Raw genomic sequence first — 19,069 nt, forward strand, 5'->3', positions numbered from 1 at the left:
CTGCAAAAATAAGTATTTTAGCCTTAAAATTAGATCAATGAAAAAAAATTTATTATTCCTTATTATTATCATTTTTAATGCAAATGTTTTTTCTCAAATAATTCAAAAAAGTACACCTAAATGGGTTAAAAAAAATAATTTTTCTACAGAAAAAAACATACCATTATCTGAAATAAAACAAGGTGTGTATTTTCTATTGCTAGAAACACAAACAAACATAATTAAAGAGGAAAGATTCATAAAACATACGATCAAGATTATTGACAACACTGGTATTCAAAACGTTTCTTCGGTTTCAGTTAATTATGACCCTTCCTATCAAAAACTATTTTTCCATGATCTTAAAATAATCCGAAATGGAAAAGAAATCAACAAATTAGACCTTAAAAATTTTCAATCGCTACATAAAGAATCTAGCGCCGAAAGTTTTATTTATGATGGTACTATAACCGCATTAACACACATTCCTGATGTTCGAGTCGGTGACATCTTGACTTATAGCTACACAACCAAAGGTTTTAATCCGATATTAAACGATGAATTTTCAGACTTTTTTTATCTAAATGATCAAATTCCAATTGCTAATAATTATGTTCGAATAATAAGTCCAAAAAAATTATTCATTAAAAACTTTAACACTGACCTAGAGCCAGTAATTAAAACCGAAAACAAAATATTTGATTATTCATGGAGTAAAAAAGATTCTAAGGAATTTTTACCAGAAAACAACATTCCAATTTCCGAAATAATAAATGAAGCGGTACAAGTTAGCTCAAACAATAGTTGGAAACCTTTAATCAATTGGGGAATTAATCTTTTCACAATTAAGCAAAAACTAAATCCTGAAATTATTTCTCTAACGGATAGTATTAACAAACAACATTTAGATAGAAAAGATAAAATATTTGCAGTTCTTAATTTTGTTCAAGACGACATTCGATACCTTGGTCTAGAATCAGGAATTGGGGCCTATAAACCTTTTCATCCAAATAAAGTTTTTAATCAGCGATATGGTGATTGTAAAGACAAAAGCCTTTTAATGTGTGCAATGCTTGATCAATTGGGAATTGAAGCATATCCTGTTCTTGTTAATTCCTTATTAGGCGAAACATCCAATTCACTGCTTCCTTCTTACAATAATTTTAATCATTGTGTTGTAAAAGTTAAAGACACGGATGGATATTCGTATTGGTTCGATCCTACAATAGCAAACCAACACGGTACGGTTACAACCACATATTTCCCTGATTACAAGTACGGACTAGTATTGAAAAAAAACTCTGAAGGATTAGAGAAAATAAAAGTAGCTGATTATGGAAAATCAATTATTGATGAAGAAATAACATTCTTAGAGAATTCTTCAAGCGTTCAATTAAAATCCAAAACCATCTTTTATGGTTCTTATGCCGATAATCAAAGACAAATTTTCAAGGAAAATAGTATTCAGAACATCCAAAACTCTTTTAAAGAAGATCTTTCTAACATTTATTCAGACCTAAAATTCAACCAAGACATCACATACGAAGACAACCCTAAAGAAAATATTTTTACAATTTATGAATCCTATCAGATTGACAGTATTTGGGAAGAATCAATTGAAAATAAGCAATCGCTATTAGCTGGGTTTCATCCTAGACTGATATATAATAATTTACCCAATCCTACAGAAAAAAAGAGAGAACATTCATTTTTCATAGCTCACCCAGTTGATATTGAATACAACATGAAAATCAAACTAAATAGCAATTGGAATATCAAAAATGAATACTTAAGTGTCGACTCTAACGAATTCTTTTATGACTTTATGGCTAAGTATTCACCTTCAGAAAAAGAAATCGACATCTCATACCTTTACAGTAGTAAAGCAGATTGTGTAAAAAGCGAAAACTACTCTGCTTTTTTTAAAGACATAAAGAAAGTCCATCACAACATTGGATATACTCTAATTAAAAGCAAGTCTCACTCTCCTCTAAATATATCCTTAACCAACGAAACCTTATTTCATTACTTAGGTATTGGTATTTTACTTTGGCTAGTAGCAATGCTTGTTTGGTTATCAACGAAAATTTACCGCTATGACCCGAAACCCAAAATCACAACCTTTTATGAGGGACATCAGAAATTTGACTTCTGGTTAATCAGCATAGCAATTGTTTTGTGCTTATCTTTTCTTTTTCAGTTAATTATGATCATCGAATCTTTTTCTAGCACATGGTTGTATTTAATTATTAAAGAAAATAAAATATTCCTAGGCTTAAAAGTATTTATGAATTCAGTAACTACTATTTCTTATGCAGTATTCACTGCATTAGCCATTCTATTACTCTTAAAAAAGAGAACAAGTTCTCCTATTATAATCTCTATCATTCTTGGAACACAGCTTATTTTTTCAGGTATCGAATATGTAATTTCACTATTCTCGAATCCCGTAATCTACGCATCAGATAGTAGACATTTAATTCCTATACTTGTATTCATAAAAACGGCAGTTGTTGTTGGGTATATGATGTTTTCTGAAAAGTCAAAAGATGTATTCACAAACACCCTTTCAAAATAAATTTAAACAAAAAAAGAGCGAAGTTTTCACTTCGCTCTTTTACTTATTTCAATCATGAAATAATCATATTCTTCTAAATTACTTCAACGCAATTTTAGACTCTCCAATTGTTTTTCCATCCAAAATGGCAGCAATCGTATAGACTCCTTTTTTGTTTTCTTTTCTAACTACATCAGTTATTACAATAACATCAGTTGCTATATTTTGGTAATTGATCGTTGTTGTATCAGAATAGTAAACTTCCTCCTCTGCAATTTCAACCTTACCTTTTGGTGCAACAACTGCTCCTTCCGGACCTGTTATAATGATATAAGCAACCTTATCTCCTCCCTCAGCAATTACGTTCTCTCCAATTTTAAATGAAACTCTAAAAGCATCTGTGTATTTCGCTTTTGTAGTTGCTTTTAAAGATCCTGAAGATTTTTTCTTCATCGAAGCAACTGTCAATCCATCTACAGCTAATTCAGAAGCAATAGCAACTTTCCCTGCAAGCTCTTCATTTTTAGCGGCCAATTCAGCACCTTCAGCTTCTTTCGTTTCAATAATTGCTTTTGCAGCAATTACTTCTTCGTTTAATTTTTCATTTTGAGCAGTCAAATCTTCAACCTGAGTAAACAATTCTTTGTTTTTCTTTTGCAAAGAATAAACTCTGTTTTTGTATCTCTTGATCGTTGAATAACTCGCTTTCTTTTCAGATTCTAAAGAATCTCTATAAGTAACAATGTCTTCTCTTGCAGCAGATAACTTAGCACTCATTGTTGTGTTTTCCGCAATTTTTGCGTCATACTTCACAACTAAATCATCTAGTTCTGCTTTGATTTCTGCTTTTTCAGCTTCTAGCTCTGCTTGTAAAGCAGTATGCTGAGAATTTGAATAGAAAGCAAATACTACTGCAACTAATAATAATACCCCTAATACTATTGTTGTCAACTTACTTGGCTGTTTATTTTCCATTTTTAATTTTTCGGTTAATTTTTAAGCAGCCAAATTTAATACTAATAATTTTAAATACACAGTTATACCTCCCATAATTACAGATAAATATGTCCCTTATCTAAGTTTTTCGTTATCTTTAAGTAAAAAGGAATGATGTTTTTAGAACAACTCAATGATATCCTAGATTTATTCTACCCAAATACCTGCATTGGCTGTTCACAACATTTGCAAAAAAACTACAATAACCTATGTGCTCATTGTTTTCATGATTTGCCTTACGCCTACTACAGCAATCAAAAAAACAATCCTCTTGATCAAATATTTTTCGGAAGAATCCCATACAACTTAGCTTCCTCATTATTGCTCTTCCAACCGAAAAGCATAACTCAAAATCTAATTCATGAATTAAAATATAATAACAATCAAAAGATAGGCACTCTCCTTGGAGCACTACTTGCGCAAGATTTAAGAAAAATTAAAACCCTAAAACCCATTGATTACATAATCCCTGTACCGCTGCATACCAAAAAACTAAAATCAAGAGGCTACAACCAACTCACCAGCATTGGTGACGCTCTTTCACAATATCTAAATGCTCCTATGCTTGAGAATGTTTTGGTTAAAATAAACTCAACTGAAACCCAAACGAAAAAAAACAAACTTGCTCGTTGGGAAAATGCAAAACATAATTTCAAACTTCAAAATCAAACGAAACTCATTGGCAAACATATTTTATTATTTGATGATGTTATTACCACTGGAGCAACCATGGAAAACTGCGCAAAAGAATTACTCAAAACCCAAAATATCTCCTTAACCATTGCGTCAGTAGCGCACACAATCAACTTTTAAATTTTAATTAAAAAATTCCCTAAATAAATTGTTACTTTGTAGCTTATAATTTAATTTTTTTCGATTTTGAAAAAGCTATTTTCTCTAAGTCTATTTTCGCTGCTTGTTTGTATCATTACAACAAATTGTGCCAGAAAAGGAAGTCCTTCAGGAGGTCCTAAAGATAGCATTGCTCCTGTAATGGTTACCGCAACACCGGTATATGAAGCGATCAATTTTAATTCTAAAAAAATTAAGTTACAGTTTGATGAATACGTAAAATTTAAAGACCTCAACAAACAACTTATCGTTTCGCCCCCTTTAAAACATCAATCTGACATTACACCCGTTGGGACTGCTAGCAAAAAAATTACTATAAAAATTAACGACACTCTTAAAGAAAACACTACCTATTCATTCAATTTTGGAAATAGTATTGTGGACAACAATGAAGGAAACCCTTTGGGTAGTTTCAAATATGTATTCTCTACAGGTAGTTATGTAGATTCTTTAGAAATATATGGGATTGTTAAGGATTCTTATGAAAGAGTATTTGACACCGAAATCTCTGTATTATTATTTGAGGTTACAGAAACGTATAACGATTCTATCATCTATAACGAGAAACCAAGTTATATGACAAATACCTTGGACTCCATTGTATTTGACATCACCAATATTAAAGAAGGGAAATACCAACTTATTGCCTTAAAAGATTACAACAACAATTATCAGTTTGATCCCAAAGATGATAAAATTGCCTTTTCACAAAATTATATACAAATCCCAACAGATTCTTTTTTCACCTTAAACTTATTTAAGGAAAAGTCAGCATTTAAATTAAAAAGACCACTTGAAAAACGTGTTGGAAAAATAATTTTCGGTTACGAAGGGGAACGAAAAGGATTAGATATCAAACTACTAACAGAAACGCCTGAAAACTTCAAAAGTTTTATCGCTAAAGAAAAAGACAAGGATACCTTGAATTTTTGGTTCACTCCATTTGAAGCAGACTCACTTCAATTCTTGGTTAAAAAAGATACTTTAGAAAAAAAATACACCGTAAAACTTAGAACAAAAAAACTAGATTCTTTAGAAATCACAGCTCCTATCAGTGGAAGTTTACATCCTAAAGACACCTTTTATTTAGAGTCTAATTTCCCTTTTGCTTCTGTAGACCCGGAAAATATCTATGTTACAGATCAAGATACTTTAGCGGTAAACTTTAAACCAAGTTTCAATAAAGAAAAATCAAAACTATATATTGATTTTGAAAGAATCAGAAATGGAAGTTACCAAATAGACGTATTACCAAATGCTTTTCAAAGCTTCCATGGCAAAACAAATGACACGTTGCAATACATTCTAAAAACACAAGACATTGAAGATTTTGCCATATTAGAATTGGGAGTAAACAACCCAAACAACAAAAATTTAATTGTTGAACTTTTATCTGGTAAAGATGATTTTGTAGTAGAAAAAAGAACTACTTCTAAAAGTGAAAATTACGAATTTGTAGACTTAAAACCTGCCACATACCTTGTTAGAATTATATTTGACGACAACAACAACAAGATATGGGACACAGGGAATTTCCGAAATAAAATTCAGCCTGAAAAGGTTTATTATTTTGAAACCGAACTAAAGCTAAAAGCCAACTGGACGGTTAACGAATCTATTGATATAGAAAGTATTCCTTAAACTAATTTTCGAAGGCCTAACACCGCTCCTAAATGAATTCCTTCATGAAATAAGTTAAATGTAGCTGCTGATTTTATGTCTGTCAAAGTAACATTCACACTTGTTGTGTACGAAGAATATTCTTGAAAAATTCTTTTCTTATAATCCTCTTCAAACTTTAAAGGCAATGAAATAAATAAAGATTTTATTTCATCAAATTCTTCTTTGGTAACGTCTTTTGTAGGTACCGTTCCTTTTCTGTATAGCTCTATCATCTCATCAGAAACTAAACAAGGTAACCCAGAGAGTTTGTAACATAATAATTGCTGCGTCACAACTAAATGCGCTATATTCCATGCGATATTATTTTTAGAACCTTCAGGTATTTTATTTAATTGTTCTATCGAAAGTCCATCTATCAATTTTAACATCAAAACTCTCCCTTTGCTTAAACTATCAAAAATATGCTCCATAAATACAACTATAATTTTATTAAAAAATTTTGCTAAAAGTAGCTAATTTTAGGTTCAAAACATATTATTTTTGATGGAATCAAAAGACCTGTCAAATTCCAAAGATGAAAAAATTATATTATTTAAAAACTTGCGATACTTGTAAACGAATTCTAAAAGAATTGAATCTAGAGGGAGTTACCTTGCAAGAAATAAAAACTGAAAACATTACAGAATCTCAATTAGAAGAAATGTATGCCTTAAGTGGTAGTTATGAAGATTTGTTCAGTAAAAGAGCTCAGCTATACAAGTCTAGAGGCTTAAAAGACAAAAACCTTTCTGAGCAAGATTTCAAAAATTTAATTTTAGAAAATTATACTTTTTTGAAACGCCCGGTAGCAATTATAAATGATCAAATTTTTATTGGAAACAGTAAAAAAAATATACAAGCACTTTCTGAAGCCTTGGTGTAAAAAACAGAATCCATAAAAAAAGTGAGAGGAAAACCTCTCACTTTTTTTATTTTATTTTTTTGCTCTTAACATCGGATTCAACTCATCGTCATTATACATTTTCATTTGCTTGTAAACTTTCATGTATTTATCTCCACTCTCAATATCCTGAATTAAATCATCAATAGCTGTAGACAAATCAATACGTTGTTCTAACAAAATATTTAATTTCGTTTGACATGCCGCTTTGTGTTCTGAAGAAGCACTTTCTCTTGTAGCTTCCTCTCTCATATGATAAATCTTCAAAGCTAGAATAGACAATCTATCAATAGCCCATGCTGGACTTTCTGAATTAATTGTTGCAGTTTGTTTTTCAACTACATTCTCGTATTTTTTCAAAAAATAGCTATCAATATATTCAACCATATCCGTCCTATCTTGGTTAGATGCGTCAATTTTTCTTTTCAACTCTAACGCCTCAACTGGATTGATATCTGGTAATCTAATTATATCTTCAAAATGCCATTGAACCGTATCAATCCAACATTTTCTATATAACAAATGTTCCAATGTCGCTGAATCATATATATTTTCAAAAGGTTGGTCTACTGAATCAACCACATGATATGTTGCAATTACACTGTCAAAAATTTTATTGTAATCCGATGCCTTCATCTATTCTATCTTATAATTTATAATTATGCAAACTTACGAGTAATTAATGTAATAAATCGCTCTTCATATTCTTCTTTTCCACTCCAGTCATAATCAGATTTCACCATCTTCGTAACAAACTTAATAGCTTCTTTTTCTGCCTTAAACGAATTTAATTGAGATACTACTCTATTAAAATCTTCCTGACTTCCGTCAAACAAATGCTTCACAAACGCAATCCTATCATTCAAACCGATCTGTAAATTCTTGTGCACCAAAACATCATTTAATGATTTTTTAGCAGTTTCTACCCTTACAGCATTTTCAAATAAATCAGTGGTCACATCCAAAGAGATCGTTCCTTCCAATTCTTTTTCTAGTGTGTTTTTTTTCAACACCGGCTCCTTTTCTTCTAGTCTTGTAGAAAATAAATCTTCAACTACGGGAGTTTCTTTCACTTCCACTGCCTGCTCTATTTCAACAGACTTTGCTTCCGTCACAGGAGCAACTTCGTTTTCCTCTTCCACAACTTCTTCCAAAGTTATTTCCTCTTCCTGTTTTTGTAGCTCCTCAGAGTTCACAACAGCTTCAGTAACAATTTTAGAACCCTCCTTTTCCTCAGATACAATTTCTTGTTCAACTACTGGCTCTTCCAATTCAGCAACTACCGATTTAGCCTCCTTATCCAACTCCAACAAAGCAGCTTTTTCAAGAATTTCTTCTTTTGAAGAACCAGGTGTAGCGGCTACATATCTATCTACAAAAGCAAGTACCGAAAGTTTCTCATAAAGTTCTCCCGCCTTTGCTTTCAATGCTAAAACATCCTCTTTATTTTTCATTTGTAAAATACTATGAGCTAAACTCACCAACTCCGATTCTATCTTTTTATGCATAATTTGATTCTTTTTGAAGACCTTTACTTATTTTATTTTGATAAATTTGTCGAACAAAGACTGAAACCTCAGTCGGAATGATTCAAGTTTTAAAATTACAAAATGTTTCTCGAAAATACAGTAAATCATACAGAACAATTTGGATGGATAGAAGTAATATGTGGTTCTATGTTTTCTGGAAAAACCGAAGAATTAATCAGAAGACTTAGACGTGCAAAAATCGCCAAACAAAAGGTTGAAATCTTTAAACCTACCACAGATTCAAGGTATGATGAAGAAATGGTTGTTTCTCATGATGCCAATGAAATAAGGTCCACTCCTGTTCCTGCTGCCTCAAACATCCGTCTATTAGTAAATGATGTAGATGTTGTTGGAATTGATGAAGCTCAGTTTTTCGACCAAGAAATTGTATCTGTATGTAACGATCTTGCCAATAGAGGTATTAGAGTTATTGTTGCCGGTTTAGATATGGATTTTGAGGGAAAACCCTTTGGTCCGATGCCCAACCTAATGGCAACTGCAGAGTACGTTACAAAAGTACATGCAGTATGCACAGAAACAGGGAACCTTGCACATTTTAGCCATCGTACCACAGAAGATAAAAAACTAGTTGTTCTAGGTGAAACTGAAAACTATGAACCATTAAGCAGAGCAGCTTATTTTAAAGCAATACAAAAAGACAAAAAATAATTCATCTTGAAGAGTATAGAAAATAATCATGTTAGCGTTCTAGAATTAGACATGAATGCCTTAGCGCATAATATTGCCTATTTCAAAAACAAATTACAGCCCACTACTAAACTATTAGCAGTAGTAAAAGCATATGCTTATGGCCATGATGCCGCTCAAATTAGTCTTGTTTTAGAAAAGAACAATGTAGATTATCTTGCTGTTGCCTATACTCATGAAGGAATTTCTCTTAGAAAAGCAGGAGTGAAATTGCCTATTTTAGTGCTACATGCTCAAATTCAAAATTATGAACTTTTAACAAAATACAAACTAGAGCCAAACATATACTCTAATGCAACGCTAACTGCATTTATTGAATTTGCCCAAAAAAACAAATTTGAGAACTACCCAGTGCATTTAAAATTCAACACTGGGTTGAATCGACTTGGATTTACTCCAAATGATGTGGATACTATTATAGAAGTATTTCAACACAACAAAAGTTTGAAACTACAATCTGTTTTTTCTCATCTGGCAGCCAGTGAAGATTTAAATGAAAGACAATTCACCAATAAACAGATTGACAAATTTAAAGCCATAAGAGATAAAATCACTACGACTTTCTCGCATCCAATAGAGTTTCATCTAAGCAATACTTCTGGTATCATAAATTATCCTGAGGCTCATCATACCATGGTACGACTTGGAATAGGGATGTATGGTTTTGGAAATACTCCTGAAGAAACCACCCAATTAAAAAATGTAGGATCCTTAAAAACTATTATCTCTCAAATCCATCATATTTTACCCGGAGAATCATTGGGATACAACAGAGCTTTTATCGCAGAAAAAGAAACCAAAACAGCAACTTTACCTATAGGACATGCTGATGGAATTTCTAGAGAATTAGGTAACGGAAAAGGAGCGGTAATCATCAACAACACTCTTTGCAAAATCATTGGAAACGTATGTATGGACATGATTATGGTAGATATTACCGGGGTTGAATGCAAGGAAAGAGATCAAGTTATTGTTTTCGACAATCAGAATATGGTTAATGAACTAGCGCAAAATTCGAACACCATATCTTATGAAATTATCACCGGGATTTCACAAAGAATCGCCAGAAAAATAATCTCATTCCAGTAAAATCATTTTTTCACCTAGGTTAGATTCTAATCCTAAAAACTATTGTTTATCTTTAGAACAACTAAATCAGTTGTGATGAAGAAAATTTTCTGGTCTATCAGTTTTATTGTTTTTAACAGTCTTTTCATAAATGCTCAACAAACAGAAAACAAAACAACACCTCCCGAAATAAATTGGTATCAAAAAGTTAAAACAGGAGGCTACTTACAAGCCAGATACAATGACCTATACAAGACCAATCCAGAAATGGAAAGTCCACAAGGAGACAGAACCTATGGAGGATATCATGGTTTTTCACTTCGTCGTATGCGATTAAAAATTTCTGGTCAGATTCACCCAAGGGTCTATTTTTATTTTCAAGCCGACTTCGCTTCAGACGGAAAAAATCTTGGACAATTAAGAGATGCATATTTTGATTATAGTATAGACAAAGCGGGTACTTTTAAATTCCGAGGTGGACAAAGTAAAATCCCTTTTGGATTTGAAAATCTACAATCTTCTCAAAATAGAATTGGCTTAGATAGAAATGATCCTCTAAACAGTGCAGTAAAAGATGAACGTGATCTGAGTTTTGGAATCCATTGGGCAACACTCAACAAAAGGGCAATATTAAAAGAGCTTGTTTCTAAAGGACTTAAAGGTAGTGGCGATTATGGAATGGCATATTTAATGTTGTACAACGGACAAAAAGCAAACACCTTAGTCCCTGATGTCAATAAACTAAAGCACATCGCCTTGCGATTCACCTATCCTATTAAATTAAAATCTGGCCAGTTTCTAGAAGCAGGAATTAGCGGCTATACTGGAGAATATGTAACAACTGAAGTAAACTCAGGAGTTAAATTAAGAACCGAAGATGGTACCATTACAGATATTGAGGCACAAGACCAAACCTTTAGAGACCAAAGAATTGCAGCTCATTTTATTTATTATCCACAGCCTTTTGGTTTTCAAGCTGAATATAATTTGGGGAAAGGACCTGAATATGCTTATGACAGTTCCAACCTTACTACACCACACACCATAGGAATAGAGTCTCTACATGGCGGTTATGCTCAGTTGATGTATATGATTAGAAAAAAAGAGCATATCATCACCCCATTTGCAAGATACATGAGATACCAAGGTGGGAAAAAATTTGAAATAGATGCAAGAAGTTATGACATGCAGGAATTAGAAATTGGAGTAGAATGGCAACTCAATAAAGCATTCGAATTTACCGCAAACTACACAATTGCAGATCGAAGATATGAAAGCTCCTTAGATCCAGTAAACAGACAAAAGGGACAACTCATTAGAATGCAATTTCAGGTAAATTATTAAAGTAAACCTTTAGCTTTGTATCTTTTTTTCAGAACCAATCAGCACCAGTATCGTTGGGACCAATTGCTGCAGGAAGTGACCATAATAATCCTGCTTCCATATAATTTGGAAATAAAATTTGCAACTCATCAATGACTTCTTGATTTGTTGTTGCCTTTACACCACCAGTAATATTTTGAGTCCCTTTAATAATTCCTTTTGCGTTTTGAAGATAATTTATATTTTCTTCAATCACCTTAGAAATCTCCGAACGGGATCCGTTATGGCCAGAAAAAATATGATTGTAATTCGAAAAATTGTTTTTAAGAAAATTCAAACCAGCAATCCAATTTTCAATTTCGTCTTCACCAGTGTTCGGAGTGTATTCTCTTAAAAACGGATGACACAAATTATATATTAAATCTCCAGCAAACAAAGCTTTATGCCTTTCATTATAGAGGTAACCATTTTCCCCTGTCTCAGCATTTGAAACCTTATCAAACACCCAAATTAAATCACCTATTTCCCTTGAATTGGGAACCCCAAAAACCCCTTTCGAATACAATCCTCCAAATTTACTACTTGTGTTCAACTGAATGGCAACATCACTTTGTGCGTAGAAATCAAAATCAGAAAAACTCTCAGCTCCGCTATAATGATCGCTATGATTGTGAGTAATAATTACAGCTCCTGGTTTAGCAATTGCATCAAAATACGTCCTTAATTGAGTTCCTGCTACTGTTCCAGGCCCCAAATCAACAATTACCACAGTATTTTCGGTTTCAACCATAGTAACAGTATAAGGCTTATCAGAAATATTTATGATATGATACCGCACTGTATTTTCCGTAATTACTTCAACGGTACCAGATGAAATCAACGAACTGGAAGGAGCATTTGCAAATCCTTCAAAAACTGAAGGAGTTTCAATTTCAGTTTCAGATGAAGTTTCAGGTTCCTGTCCCTCATTACTTGAACAGGAAAAAAGAGCGATGGAAGCAAATAATATTAAGATTAAATCATTTAAACACTTTTTCATTTTATTCTATTTAGGTTAATTGATACTAGAAAACGTTTTCACTTAGCGTTCATTTTTCTAGTTTCTAATAGTTGATAATTCAGTTTCTAAATCTATTTTAGCAGCAGTTTCTGCAGTTGTCAAAGCTCCATCCAAAAGATTGGTTTGTTCATAGGGATCATCCAAAAGATGAAAAAACGCTTCCTCTCCATTTGCATTTTTAATAAGTTTATAGGCTCCATTGCTTATCGCCCACAAGTTATTCAAACCATCATCTTTTTCAGCATATTGATACTTGCGTGCTACGTTTTCACCAGGTGCTGTCAACAATGATTTAAAACTTTTACTGTCATTAATTTCATCTACAGAAACGCCAGCTATGTCTGCAATTGTAGCAAACAAATCTGTACTCGAAATCAAGCTTGAATTAGTACTTGTATTGGAAATCCCTTTTCCAGAAATAAACATCGGAACATTTACTCCACCTTGATTTAAAGAGCCTTTTGCAGTAAAAAAATTATAAGGACTTTGTGCTACTTCATTCGGAGATCCATTATCTCCAATAAAAATAATTATAGTATTCTCTTTTGTTTCTTGTGTCATAGCTCCCAACAATCGACCAATTTCGTAGTCCATGGCCTCTATTGCAGCTAAATAATAGGGCATCTCATCCATTCCTTCCGAGAAAACAGGAAGATCACCTTGGGTGTGTAAACCATTCGGTGGAACATGAAACGGAGTATGTGGGGCATTATATGCTAGCCACATAAACCAAGATTTTTCTTGGGTTTCTATCCAATCAATTGCTAAATCTGTAAGTGCTGATGTAATATATTTTGTCATATTTGTACTTGCACCATTCTCGTACAATTGCCAATTGGTATAACTCTTAGGCTGACCTCGAATGAGACCAGCAAAATAATCTAATCCAAATGATTCTGGATTGACTGAAGTATCTCCGCCAGATAAATGCCATTTACCAACAATAGCTGAAGTATATGCGTTTGAAGTTTGCTCAGCTATATATTTTTGCAATATTTTTTCAGAAGGATCTAATGCATCATTTGCCCATTTTACATTTGTTCTATAACCATATTTCCCTGTGATAATGGTTGCTCTAGTGGGCGAACAAGTTGGATATGACCAAAAATTCTCAAACGAAATCCCTGAAGTTCTAATTGCATCTAAATTAGGAGTCGTTGGTTTGATGCTTCCTTCTGAAAATCCATTGATTGCATCTTTTCCTAAATCGTCAGCAATAATGAATAAAATATTAGGTGTAGTCCCTTCTGCTGGAGGTATCTCATTTTGAATTTCGACCTCCGAAGAACAACTGACAACAGTTAAAATTAGGATAAAATATAACACGTGCTTCATATCATTCAAAGGGATTACTATATTTCTCATCAGTCAACATATCATCATCTGTTAACGTTTCTAAGAACGCAACCAATGCCTCTTTCTCGTCTTGAGTAAAATTAAACTGGCCGACTTCTCCAGCAGAATTTACCAAAGGTGAAATTAGATTCGCGTGATTTTTAATTCCAGAACTATAATGCTCAATAACCTCATTCAAAGTCGCAAATCTTCCATCATGCATATATGGCGGTCTAATGGCGATATTTTTCAAAGAAGGAATCTTAAATTTCCCTATATCAGCTGCATTTTTTGTAGTTTCATTGACCCCCAAATCAGTGGTAGATACTGCATCTAATCCATTGGTTGTTGTAAAAGTTGTTAAAGGCCCCAAACTTGTACGCGAAGGACCGATAAAAGCTTCTGTTTGATGACATCCAACACAATTTCCATTGACACCATTTGAAAGTGGTCTTGGCAGATAAAATAGTCTTTTCCCCTGATTTTCAAGATCCGTAAAACCAGGAAAGTCAACAATCGCAGAAGTCACTTCACTTCTAGCTTTGTCATATTTCGAAGTTGTACTTACCATACTTCTAATGAATTGCGCCAAAGCTTTTGAAATTCTATCGCTTGAAATCGTTTGATCTCCAAAAGCATCTTCAAACAATATTCGATAGTAATCTTGATTTTGAAAAATCTGAACCAATTCATTTAGAGTCAACCCCATTTCTACATCATCCTGAAAAGGCATCAGTACTTGGTCCTCTAAAGTTGCTGCCCTTTCATCCCAAAAAAACTTCCCACCTGCATTGAATCTGGCATTTACAATCGCCATAGAATGTCTACGTGTTAAGCCGCCTTCAAACCCAACACTCAAAACTTCAGGGTCAGAAAATCCATGCGCAGCATCATGACATGAAGCACAAGAAATGGTTCCATTTCCACTTAATTTTTTATCATAAAATAAAACTCTACCCAAGGTTGCACCAGCGTTGGTTATTTGATTGTCATTTGGAGTATTGTCAATCTCGGTAACTGCCTGGAATTGAAATAGCTCAGGAAATCCATTCGAAGTTATATGGTTCGGCAATGCAATGTTTGCATAATTAAAATATTCATCTGGTAAATTTAATTCCGCAAAAGGATCACCTTGAATTTCACTATCTGTTGTATCCTCTTTTGAACAGGACGCGAATAAAACAATCGCACTTAAAAGAATTCTTAGGGGTATTTTTTTCATTGTATCTTGATTAGTGGTTTTTTATTTCGACCCCTATCAATAAAAAAGGTTTAATTTTTTTTTAAAAAAAAATCAAACCCAAACTACAACAAACAATAAAACACCTAAATATCAGCGCTTTAAAAACAGATTTTTTTTCAAATGAATCTATTTTTTACCGTCCACCACAACAACAATTTCCCCTTTTAAGGTGTTTTTTGAAAAGTGTTCTATTACTTCAGCTACGGTTCCTCGTTTTGTTTCTTCAAACATTTTTGTCAATTCTCTAGAAACAGAAACTTGTCTTTCTGCGCCAAAATATTCAGAAAAATGACCTAAAGTTTTCAAAAGTTTGTGAGGCGACTCATAAAAAATCATAGTTCGAGTTTCCTCGGCTAACAATAATAATCTTGTTTGCCTTCCTTTTTTAACGGGTAAAAAACCTTCAAATACAAATTTATCATTTGGCAATCCGCTATTCACCAAAGCCGGTACAAAAGCCGTTGCCCCGGGTAAACATTCAATAGATACCCCCGCTTTAACGCAAGCTCTAGATAATAAAAAACCTGGATCAGAAATAGCTGGAGTACCAGCATCAGAAATCAAAGCAACTGCCTCTCCTGATTGTATTCTTTGCACAACTCTATCCACCATCTTATGCTCATTATGCATATGATGACTCATCATCTGAGTTCCGATCTCAAAATGTTTCAATAATTTTCCTGAAGTACGTGTGTCTTCAGCTAAAATCAAATCGACTTCTTTTAATGTTTTTATCGCTCGGAAAGTGATGTCTTCCAAATTTCCAATCGGTGTAGGTACTAAATATAGCTTTGCTTCCAAGGAGTTTTATTTTACTGCAAAGTTAACAAACATTTTTAAGCACAATGAGAAAGCGCTGCTTAGAATTAGCTAACCTTCTAAAATTTCAATTTGTTTTAAAATTTGCTCTTGGGTAACAATAAATTCTTCTTCATTTCTAATAGCATTTGAAACAGCATCGAAAAAGGCTAAATAATTAGAAGCCTCAGCAGATACTTTTTCTGATTTCTTCACACCATTTTCAACAATCGTTACAACACCTTCAGAGCCGGCAACCTCCATTCCAAATCCCTTATCTTCTGGACTCATTTTTCTTTTCAATTGTTCCTCTTGTACATCTGTTCTACCTTTTACAAAAGATCCTTTTTTACCATGAATTACAAAAGATTTCTGCGCATCAGCCACCAACAAACTTACTGTTAAAAAAACCTGAAGCCCACTTTTATATTGAAAATGAAAAGCGCCATAGTCGTCAATTTCAGTATGAGGTCTTATTTTGTTCTTTACTTTCGACCATTTCTCTGGAAGACCAAACAAAGCAATAGCAGCATCAATGACATGCGGTCCAAGATTATACAAAACGCCGCTTGCAGGTGTGGCTGTCTCTTTTGTTTTATTATCTGAAATTAAAATATTATATCGATCATATCTGAAATGTACCTCTATCAAATCCCCCAAAACTCCCGAGTTAACAACGTTTTTAACTGACAGAAAATCACTATCAAAGCGTCTATTCTGAAATGGGAATATTCTACAATTATTTCTCTGAGCTTCTTGCAATAATAATTTTGCTTCTTCTACGGTAGCTGTAAATGGCTTTTCCACAAGAACATGTTTTCTTGCTTTCAACGCTTTCATAGCAAATTCAAAATGGGTAGAACTCGGCGTGTTAACAACTATCAATTCTACATCATCACTGGCTAACATAGCCTCTACAGAATCAAAACTAATTATTTGAGGATATTCAAGATTCGCCTTTTTCTTTGACCTCTCCACAATACTGTGCAATTCAAAATGTTCATGGATATTCAAAAAAGGGCAATGAAACAAGCTCCCAGACATACCAAAAGACAACACTCCTGTTTTAATTTTATTTGTCATAACTAAATATTATAGAACTCAATGAGACGATTCTAACAAACTTATAAAAACAATTGATAATCTTAAGCTTATTTCTAGTAAATCCTTAAATTTGCACAGCCCAAATGGGAAACAAATTTTAAACGCATTTAGATAGGAAACTACCTATCTTTCTAAATAAATTAATAGATGTATAGAAGTCATACGAACGGTGAATTAAATATTTCAAATGTTGGACAAGAAGTAACCTTATCTGGTTGGGTACAAAAAATACGTGACAAAGGTTTTATGATTTGGCTAGATTTACGTGATCGTTATGGAATTACGCAGCTAATTTTTGATGCCGATCGTACAGACAAAGCAATTATTGAACAAGCCAAAACTCTAGGTAGAGAATTTGTTATTCAAGTAAAAGGATCCGTAATTGAACGTCAGTCTAAAAATGACAAAATTGCCACTGGAGAGATAGAAATTTTGGTTTCTGAATTGACTATATTAAACGAAGCGAACCTTCCTCCTTTTACCATTGAAGATGAAACTGATGGTGGAGAAGAATTGCGTATGAAATATCGTTATTTAGACATCAGAAGAAATCCTGTAAAAGACAGTTTGATTTTCAGGTCTAAAGTAACGCAAGAAGTTCGTAACTTTTTATCGAATGAAGAATTCATTGAAGTTGAAACTCCATACTTGATCAAGTCTACTCCAGAAGGAGCTAGAGATTTTGTAGTACCTTCTAGAATGAATGAAGGTCAGTTCTATGCCTTACCTCAATCTCCTCAAACATTCAAACAATTGTTGATGGTTGGTGGAATGGATAAATATTTCCAAATCGTAAAATGCTTTAGAGATGAAGATCTACGTGCAGACAGACAGCCAGAGTTTACACAAATTGACTGTGAAATGGCCTTTGTTGAACAAGAGGATGTTTTAAATATTTTTGAAGGATTGACACGTCATTTGTTGAAAAAAGTAAACAATGTTGAAATAGGAGATTTCCCAAGAATGACTTTTGATCATGCCATGAAAACTTATGGTAATGACAAACCGGATATTCGTTTTGGAATGGAGTTTGGAGAATTAAACGAAATTTCAAAACACAGAGAATTTAAAATATTTGACGACGCTGAACTTGTTGTAGGTATTGCCGTTCCTGGTGGTGGCGCATATACAAGAAAAGAAATAGACAAATTAATCAAATGGGTTAAGCGACCTCAAGTAGGAGCAACCGGAATGATTTATGCTAAATACAATGAAGATGGTTCTTTCAAATCTTCTGTTGATAAATTTTTCAATCAAGAAGACTTGGCTGCATGGGCTGAAAAAACAGGAGCTAAACCTGGTGATTTGATTTGTGTACTATGTGGAGACACCAATAAAGTTAGAGCTCAATTAAGTGCTTTACGTATGGAATTAGCAGAACGTTTAGGCTTAAGAAAACCGGAAGAATTTGCTCCATTATGGGTGATTGATTTCCCATTATTAGAACTAGATGAAGAAACAGGACATTACCATGCAATGCATCATCCTTTCACATCACCTAAACCTGGTCAATTGGAATTATTAGATTCAGACCCTGGTGCCGTTAAAGCAAACGCATACGATTTAGTATTAAATGGTAATGAAATAGGAGGAGGTTCTATTAGAATTCATGACAAAGCTACACAAGCAATCATGTTGAAACATTTAGGATTCTCAGAAGAAGAAGCTACAGCTCAATTCGGTTTCTTAATGGATGCTTTTGAGTATGGTGCTCCACCTCATGGTGGTTTGGCTTTTGGTTTGGATAGATTGGTGGCTATTTTAGCAGGTAAAGAAACTATTAGAGATTTTATTGCCTTCCCAAAAAACAACTCAGGAAGAGACGTAATGATTGACGCACCGGCAGCTTTAGACGATGCTCAACTTACAGAATTGAGCTTGAAATTAAACATTCTAGAAAAAGAAAACAACGAGCAAGCATAAACATAACATCCCACTTTTCTAAGTGGGATTT

17 protein-coding genes are annotated in these 19,069 nt (G+C 33.4%); 8 read left to right on the plus strand and 9 right to left on the minus strand.

The window, feature by feature from the left end; genetic code table 11:
- Positions 1–37 precede the first annotated feature (37 nt).
- Complete coding sequence (locus AC2DZ0_RS09635; protein ID WP_484641511.1) at positions 38–2,557, plus strand: DUF3857 domain-containing transglutaminase family protein; 2,520 nt, start codon at positions 38–40, stop codon at positions 2,555–2,557.
- Positions 2,558–2,635: 78 nt separating this feature from the next.
- On the opposite strand, the gene AC2DZ0_RS09640 is transcribed toward AC2DZ0_RS09635, so the two are convergent.
- Entirely contained in the window at positions 2,636–3,511 is an 876-nt protein-coding gene (locus tag AC2DZ0_RS09640; protein WP_484489843.1) for a hypothetical protein, read from the minus strand.
- Positions 3,512–3,643: 132 nt separating this feature from the next.
- Between AC2DZ0_RS09640 and AC2DZ0_RS09645 the strand changes: the two genes are divergently transcribed.
- Together AC2DZ0_RS09645 and AC2DZ0_RS09650 are read left to right on the plus strand one after the other, a co-directional pair.
- Positions 3,644–4,345, plus strand: a complete 702-nt coding sequence (locus AC2DZ0_RS09645) for a ComF family protein (protein WP_484641512.1) — start codon at positions 3,644–3,646, stop codon at positions 4,343–4,345.
- Positions 4,346–4,411: 66 nt separating this feature from the next.
- Positions 4,412–6,025, plus strand: coding sequence for an Ig-like domain-containing domain (locus AC2DZ0_RS09650; protein WP_484641513.1), 1,614 nt, complete (start codon positions 4,412–4,414; stop codon positions 6,023–6,025).
- Here AC2DZ0_RS09650 and AC2DZ0_RS09655 read toward each other — a convergent pair.
- The gene (locus tag AC2DZ0_RS09655; RefSeq protein WP_484641515.1) at positions 6,022–6,477 is read right to left on the minus strand and encodes a DinB family protein; all 456 of its coding nucleotides are present in this window, start codon (positions 6,475–6,477) and stop codon (positions 6,022–6,024) included. The two genes, AC2DZ0_RS09650 and AC2DZ0_RS09655, sit on opposite strands and share 4 nt — an antisense overlap.
- 104 nt (positions 6,478–6,581) lie before the next feature.
- Between AC2DZ0_RS09655 and AC2DZ0_RS09660 the strand changes: the two genes are divergently transcribed.
- Positions 6,582–6,929, plus strand: coding sequence for an arsenate reductase family protein (locus AC2DZ0_RS09660; protein WP_484489847.1), 348 nt, complete (start codon positions 6,582–6,584; stop codon positions 6,927–6,929).
- Between the two features lie 51 nt (positions 6,930–6,980).
- On the opposite strand, the gene AC2DZ0_RS09665 is transcribed toward AC2DZ0_RS09660, so the two are convergent.
- Positions 6,981–7,583 carry a DUF4254 domain-containing protein gene (locus tag AC2DZ0_RS09665; protein WP_484641516.1) on the minus strand — a complete coding sequence of 201 codons (603 nt, stop codon included), beginning with the start codon at positions 7,581–7,583 and terminating at the stop codon, positions 6,981–6,983.
- 23 nt (positions 7,584–7,606) lie between these two features.
- Positions 7,607–8,455, minus strand: coding sequence for a hypothetical protein (locus AC2DZ0_RS09670; protein ID WP_484641518.1), 849 nt, complete (start codon positions 8,453–8,455; stop codon positions 7,607–7,609).
- 102 nt (positions 8,456–8,557) lie between these two features.
- Here AC2DZ0_RS09670 and AC2DZ0_RS09675 point away from each other — a divergent pair, with 102 nt between their 5' ends.
- The 3 genes from AC2DZ0_RS09675 (at position 8,558) to AC2DZ0_RS09685 (ending at position 11,596) form a co-directional block, all read left to right on the plus strand.
- A complete protein-coding gene (locus tag AC2DZ0_RS09675) occupies positions 8,558–9,145 on the plus strand; it encodes a thymidine kinase (protein ID WP_484641519.1) in 588 nt (195 codons plus the stop codon).
- Positions 9,146–9,151: 6 nt separating this feature from the next.
- Positions 9,152–10,273, plus strand: coding sequence for an alanine racemase (gene alr, locus AC2DZ0_RS09680; protein ID WP_484641520.1), 1,122 nt, complete (start codon positions 9,152–9,154; stop codon positions 10,271–10,273).
- 75 nt (positions 10,274–10,348) lie between these two features.
- Positions 10,349–11,596 carry a porin gene (locus tag AC2DZ0_RS09685; protein ID WP_484641522.1) on the plus strand — a complete coding sequence of 416 codons (1,248 nt, stop codon included), beginning with the start codon at positions 10,349–10,351 and terminating at the stop codon, positions 11,594–11,596.
- 28 nt (positions 11,597–11,624) lie between these two features.
- On the opposite strand, the gene AC2DZ0_RS09690 is transcribed toward AC2DZ0_RS09685, so the two are convergent.
- From AC2DZ0_RS09690 to AC2DZ0_RS09710, 5 genes are all read right to left on the minus strand, one after another.
- Positions 11,625–12,614, minus strand: a complete 990-nt coding sequence (locus AC2DZ0_RS09690) for an MBL fold metallo-hydrolase (protein ID WP_484641524.1) — start codon at positions 12,612–12,614, stop codon at positions 11,625–11,627.
- Positions 12,615–12,671: 57 nt separating this feature from the next.
- Entirely contained in the window at positions 12,672–14,000 is a 1,329-nt protein-coding gene (locus AC2DZ0_RS09695) for a sulfatase-like hydrolase/transferase (protein WP_484641525.1), read from the minus strand.
- Positions 13,972–15,192 (minus strand): cytochrome-c peroxidase, encoded by a 1,221-nt coding sequence (locus AC2DZ0_RS09700; RefSeq protein WP_484641526.1) that lies wholly within the window; start codon positions 15,190–15,192, stop codon positions 13,972–13,974. Before AC2DZ0_RS09700 ends, AC2DZ0_RS09695 begins: the two co-directional genes overlap by 29 nt.
- Before the next feature lie 147 nt (positions 15,193–15,339).
- Complete coding sequence (gene rsmI / locus AC2DZ0_RS09705) at positions 15,340–16,014, minus strand: 16S rRNA (cytidine(1402)-2'-O)-methyltransferase (protein ID WP_484641527.1); 675 nt, start codon at positions 16,012–16,014, stop codon at positions 15,340–15,342.
- Positions 16,015–16,083: 69 nt separating this feature from the next.
- Positions 16,084–17,094, minus strand: coding sequence for a Gfo/Idh/MocA family oxidoreductase (locus tag AC2DZ0_RS09710; protein WP_484641528.1), 1,011 nt, complete (start codon positions 17,092–17,094; stop codon positions 16,084–16,086).
- Positions 17,095–17,262: 168 nt separating this feature from the next.
- On the opposite strand from AC2DZ0_RS09710, the gene aspS reads away from it, so the two are divergent.
- Complete coding sequence (gene aspS / locus AC2DZ0_RS09715) at positions 17,263–19,038, plus strand: aspartate--tRNA ligase (RefSeq protein WP_484641530.1); 1,776 nt, start codon at positions 17,263–17,265, stop codon at positions 19,036–19,038.
- Positions 19,039–19,069: the final 31 nt, after the last annotated feature.

The sequence above is a fragment of the Flavicella sp. IMCC45668 genome (assembly GCF_057219105.1).

Bases quoted from the DNA above. Each gene is read 5' to 3' on its own strand.
- AC2DZ0_RS09635 (WP_484641511.1), top strand. From the start codon at position 38: ATGAAAAAAAATTTATTATTCCTTATTATTATCATTTTTAATGCAAAT.
- AC2DZ0_RS09640 (WP_484489843.1), bottom strand. From the start codon at position 3,511: ATGGAAAATAAACAGCCAAGTAAGTTGACAACAATAGTATTAGGGGTA.
- AC2DZ0_RS09645 (WP_484641512.1), top strand. From the start codon at position 3,644: ATGATGTTTTTAGAACAACTCAATGATATCCTAGATTTATTCTACCCA.
- AC2DZ0_RS09655 (WP_484641515.1), bottom strand. From the start codon at position 6,477: ATGGAGCATATTTTTGATAGTTTAAGCAAAGGGAGAGTTTTGATGTTA.
- AC2DZ0_RS09660 (WP_484489847.1), top strand. From the start codon at position 6,582: ATGAAAAAATTATATTATTTAAAAACTTGCGATACTTGTAAACGAATT.
- AC2DZ0_RS09665 (WP_484641516.1), bottom strand. From the start codon at position 7,583: ATGAAGGCATCGGATTACAATAAAATTTTTGACAGTGTAATTGCAACA.
- AC2DZ0_RS09670 (WP_484641518.1), bottom strand. From the start codon at position 8,455: ATGCATAAAAAGATAGAATCGGAGTTGGTGAGTTTAGCTCATAGTATT.
- AC2DZ0_RS09675 (WP_484641519.1), top strand. From the start codon at position 8,558: ATGTTTCTCGAAAATACAGTAAATCATACAGAACAATTTGGATGGATA.
- AC2DZ0_RS09685 (WP_484641522.1), top strand. From the start codon at position 10,349: ATGAAGAAAATTTTCTGGTCTATCAGTTTTATTGTTTTTAACAGTCTT.
- AC2DZ0_RS09690 (WP_484641524.1), bottom strand. From the start codon at position 12,614: ATGAAAAAGTGTTTAAATGATTTAATCTTAATATTATTTGCTTCCATC.
- AC2DZ0_RS09695 (WP_484641525.1), bottom strand. From the start codon at position 14,000: ATGAGAAATATAGTAATCCCTTTGAATGATATGAAGCACGTGTTATAT.
- AC2DZ0_RS09700 (WP_484641526.1), bottom strand. From the start codon at position 15,192: ATGAAAAAAATACCCCTAAGAATTCTTTTAAGTGCGATTGTTTTATTC.
- AC2DZ0_RS09710 (WP_484641528.1), bottom strand. From the start codon at position 17,094: ATGACAAATAAAATTAAAACAGGAGTGTTGTCTTTTGGTATGTCTGGG.
- aspS (WP_484641530.1), top strand. From the start codon at position 17,263: ATGTATAGAAGTCATACGAACGGTGAATTAAATATTTCAAATGTTGGA.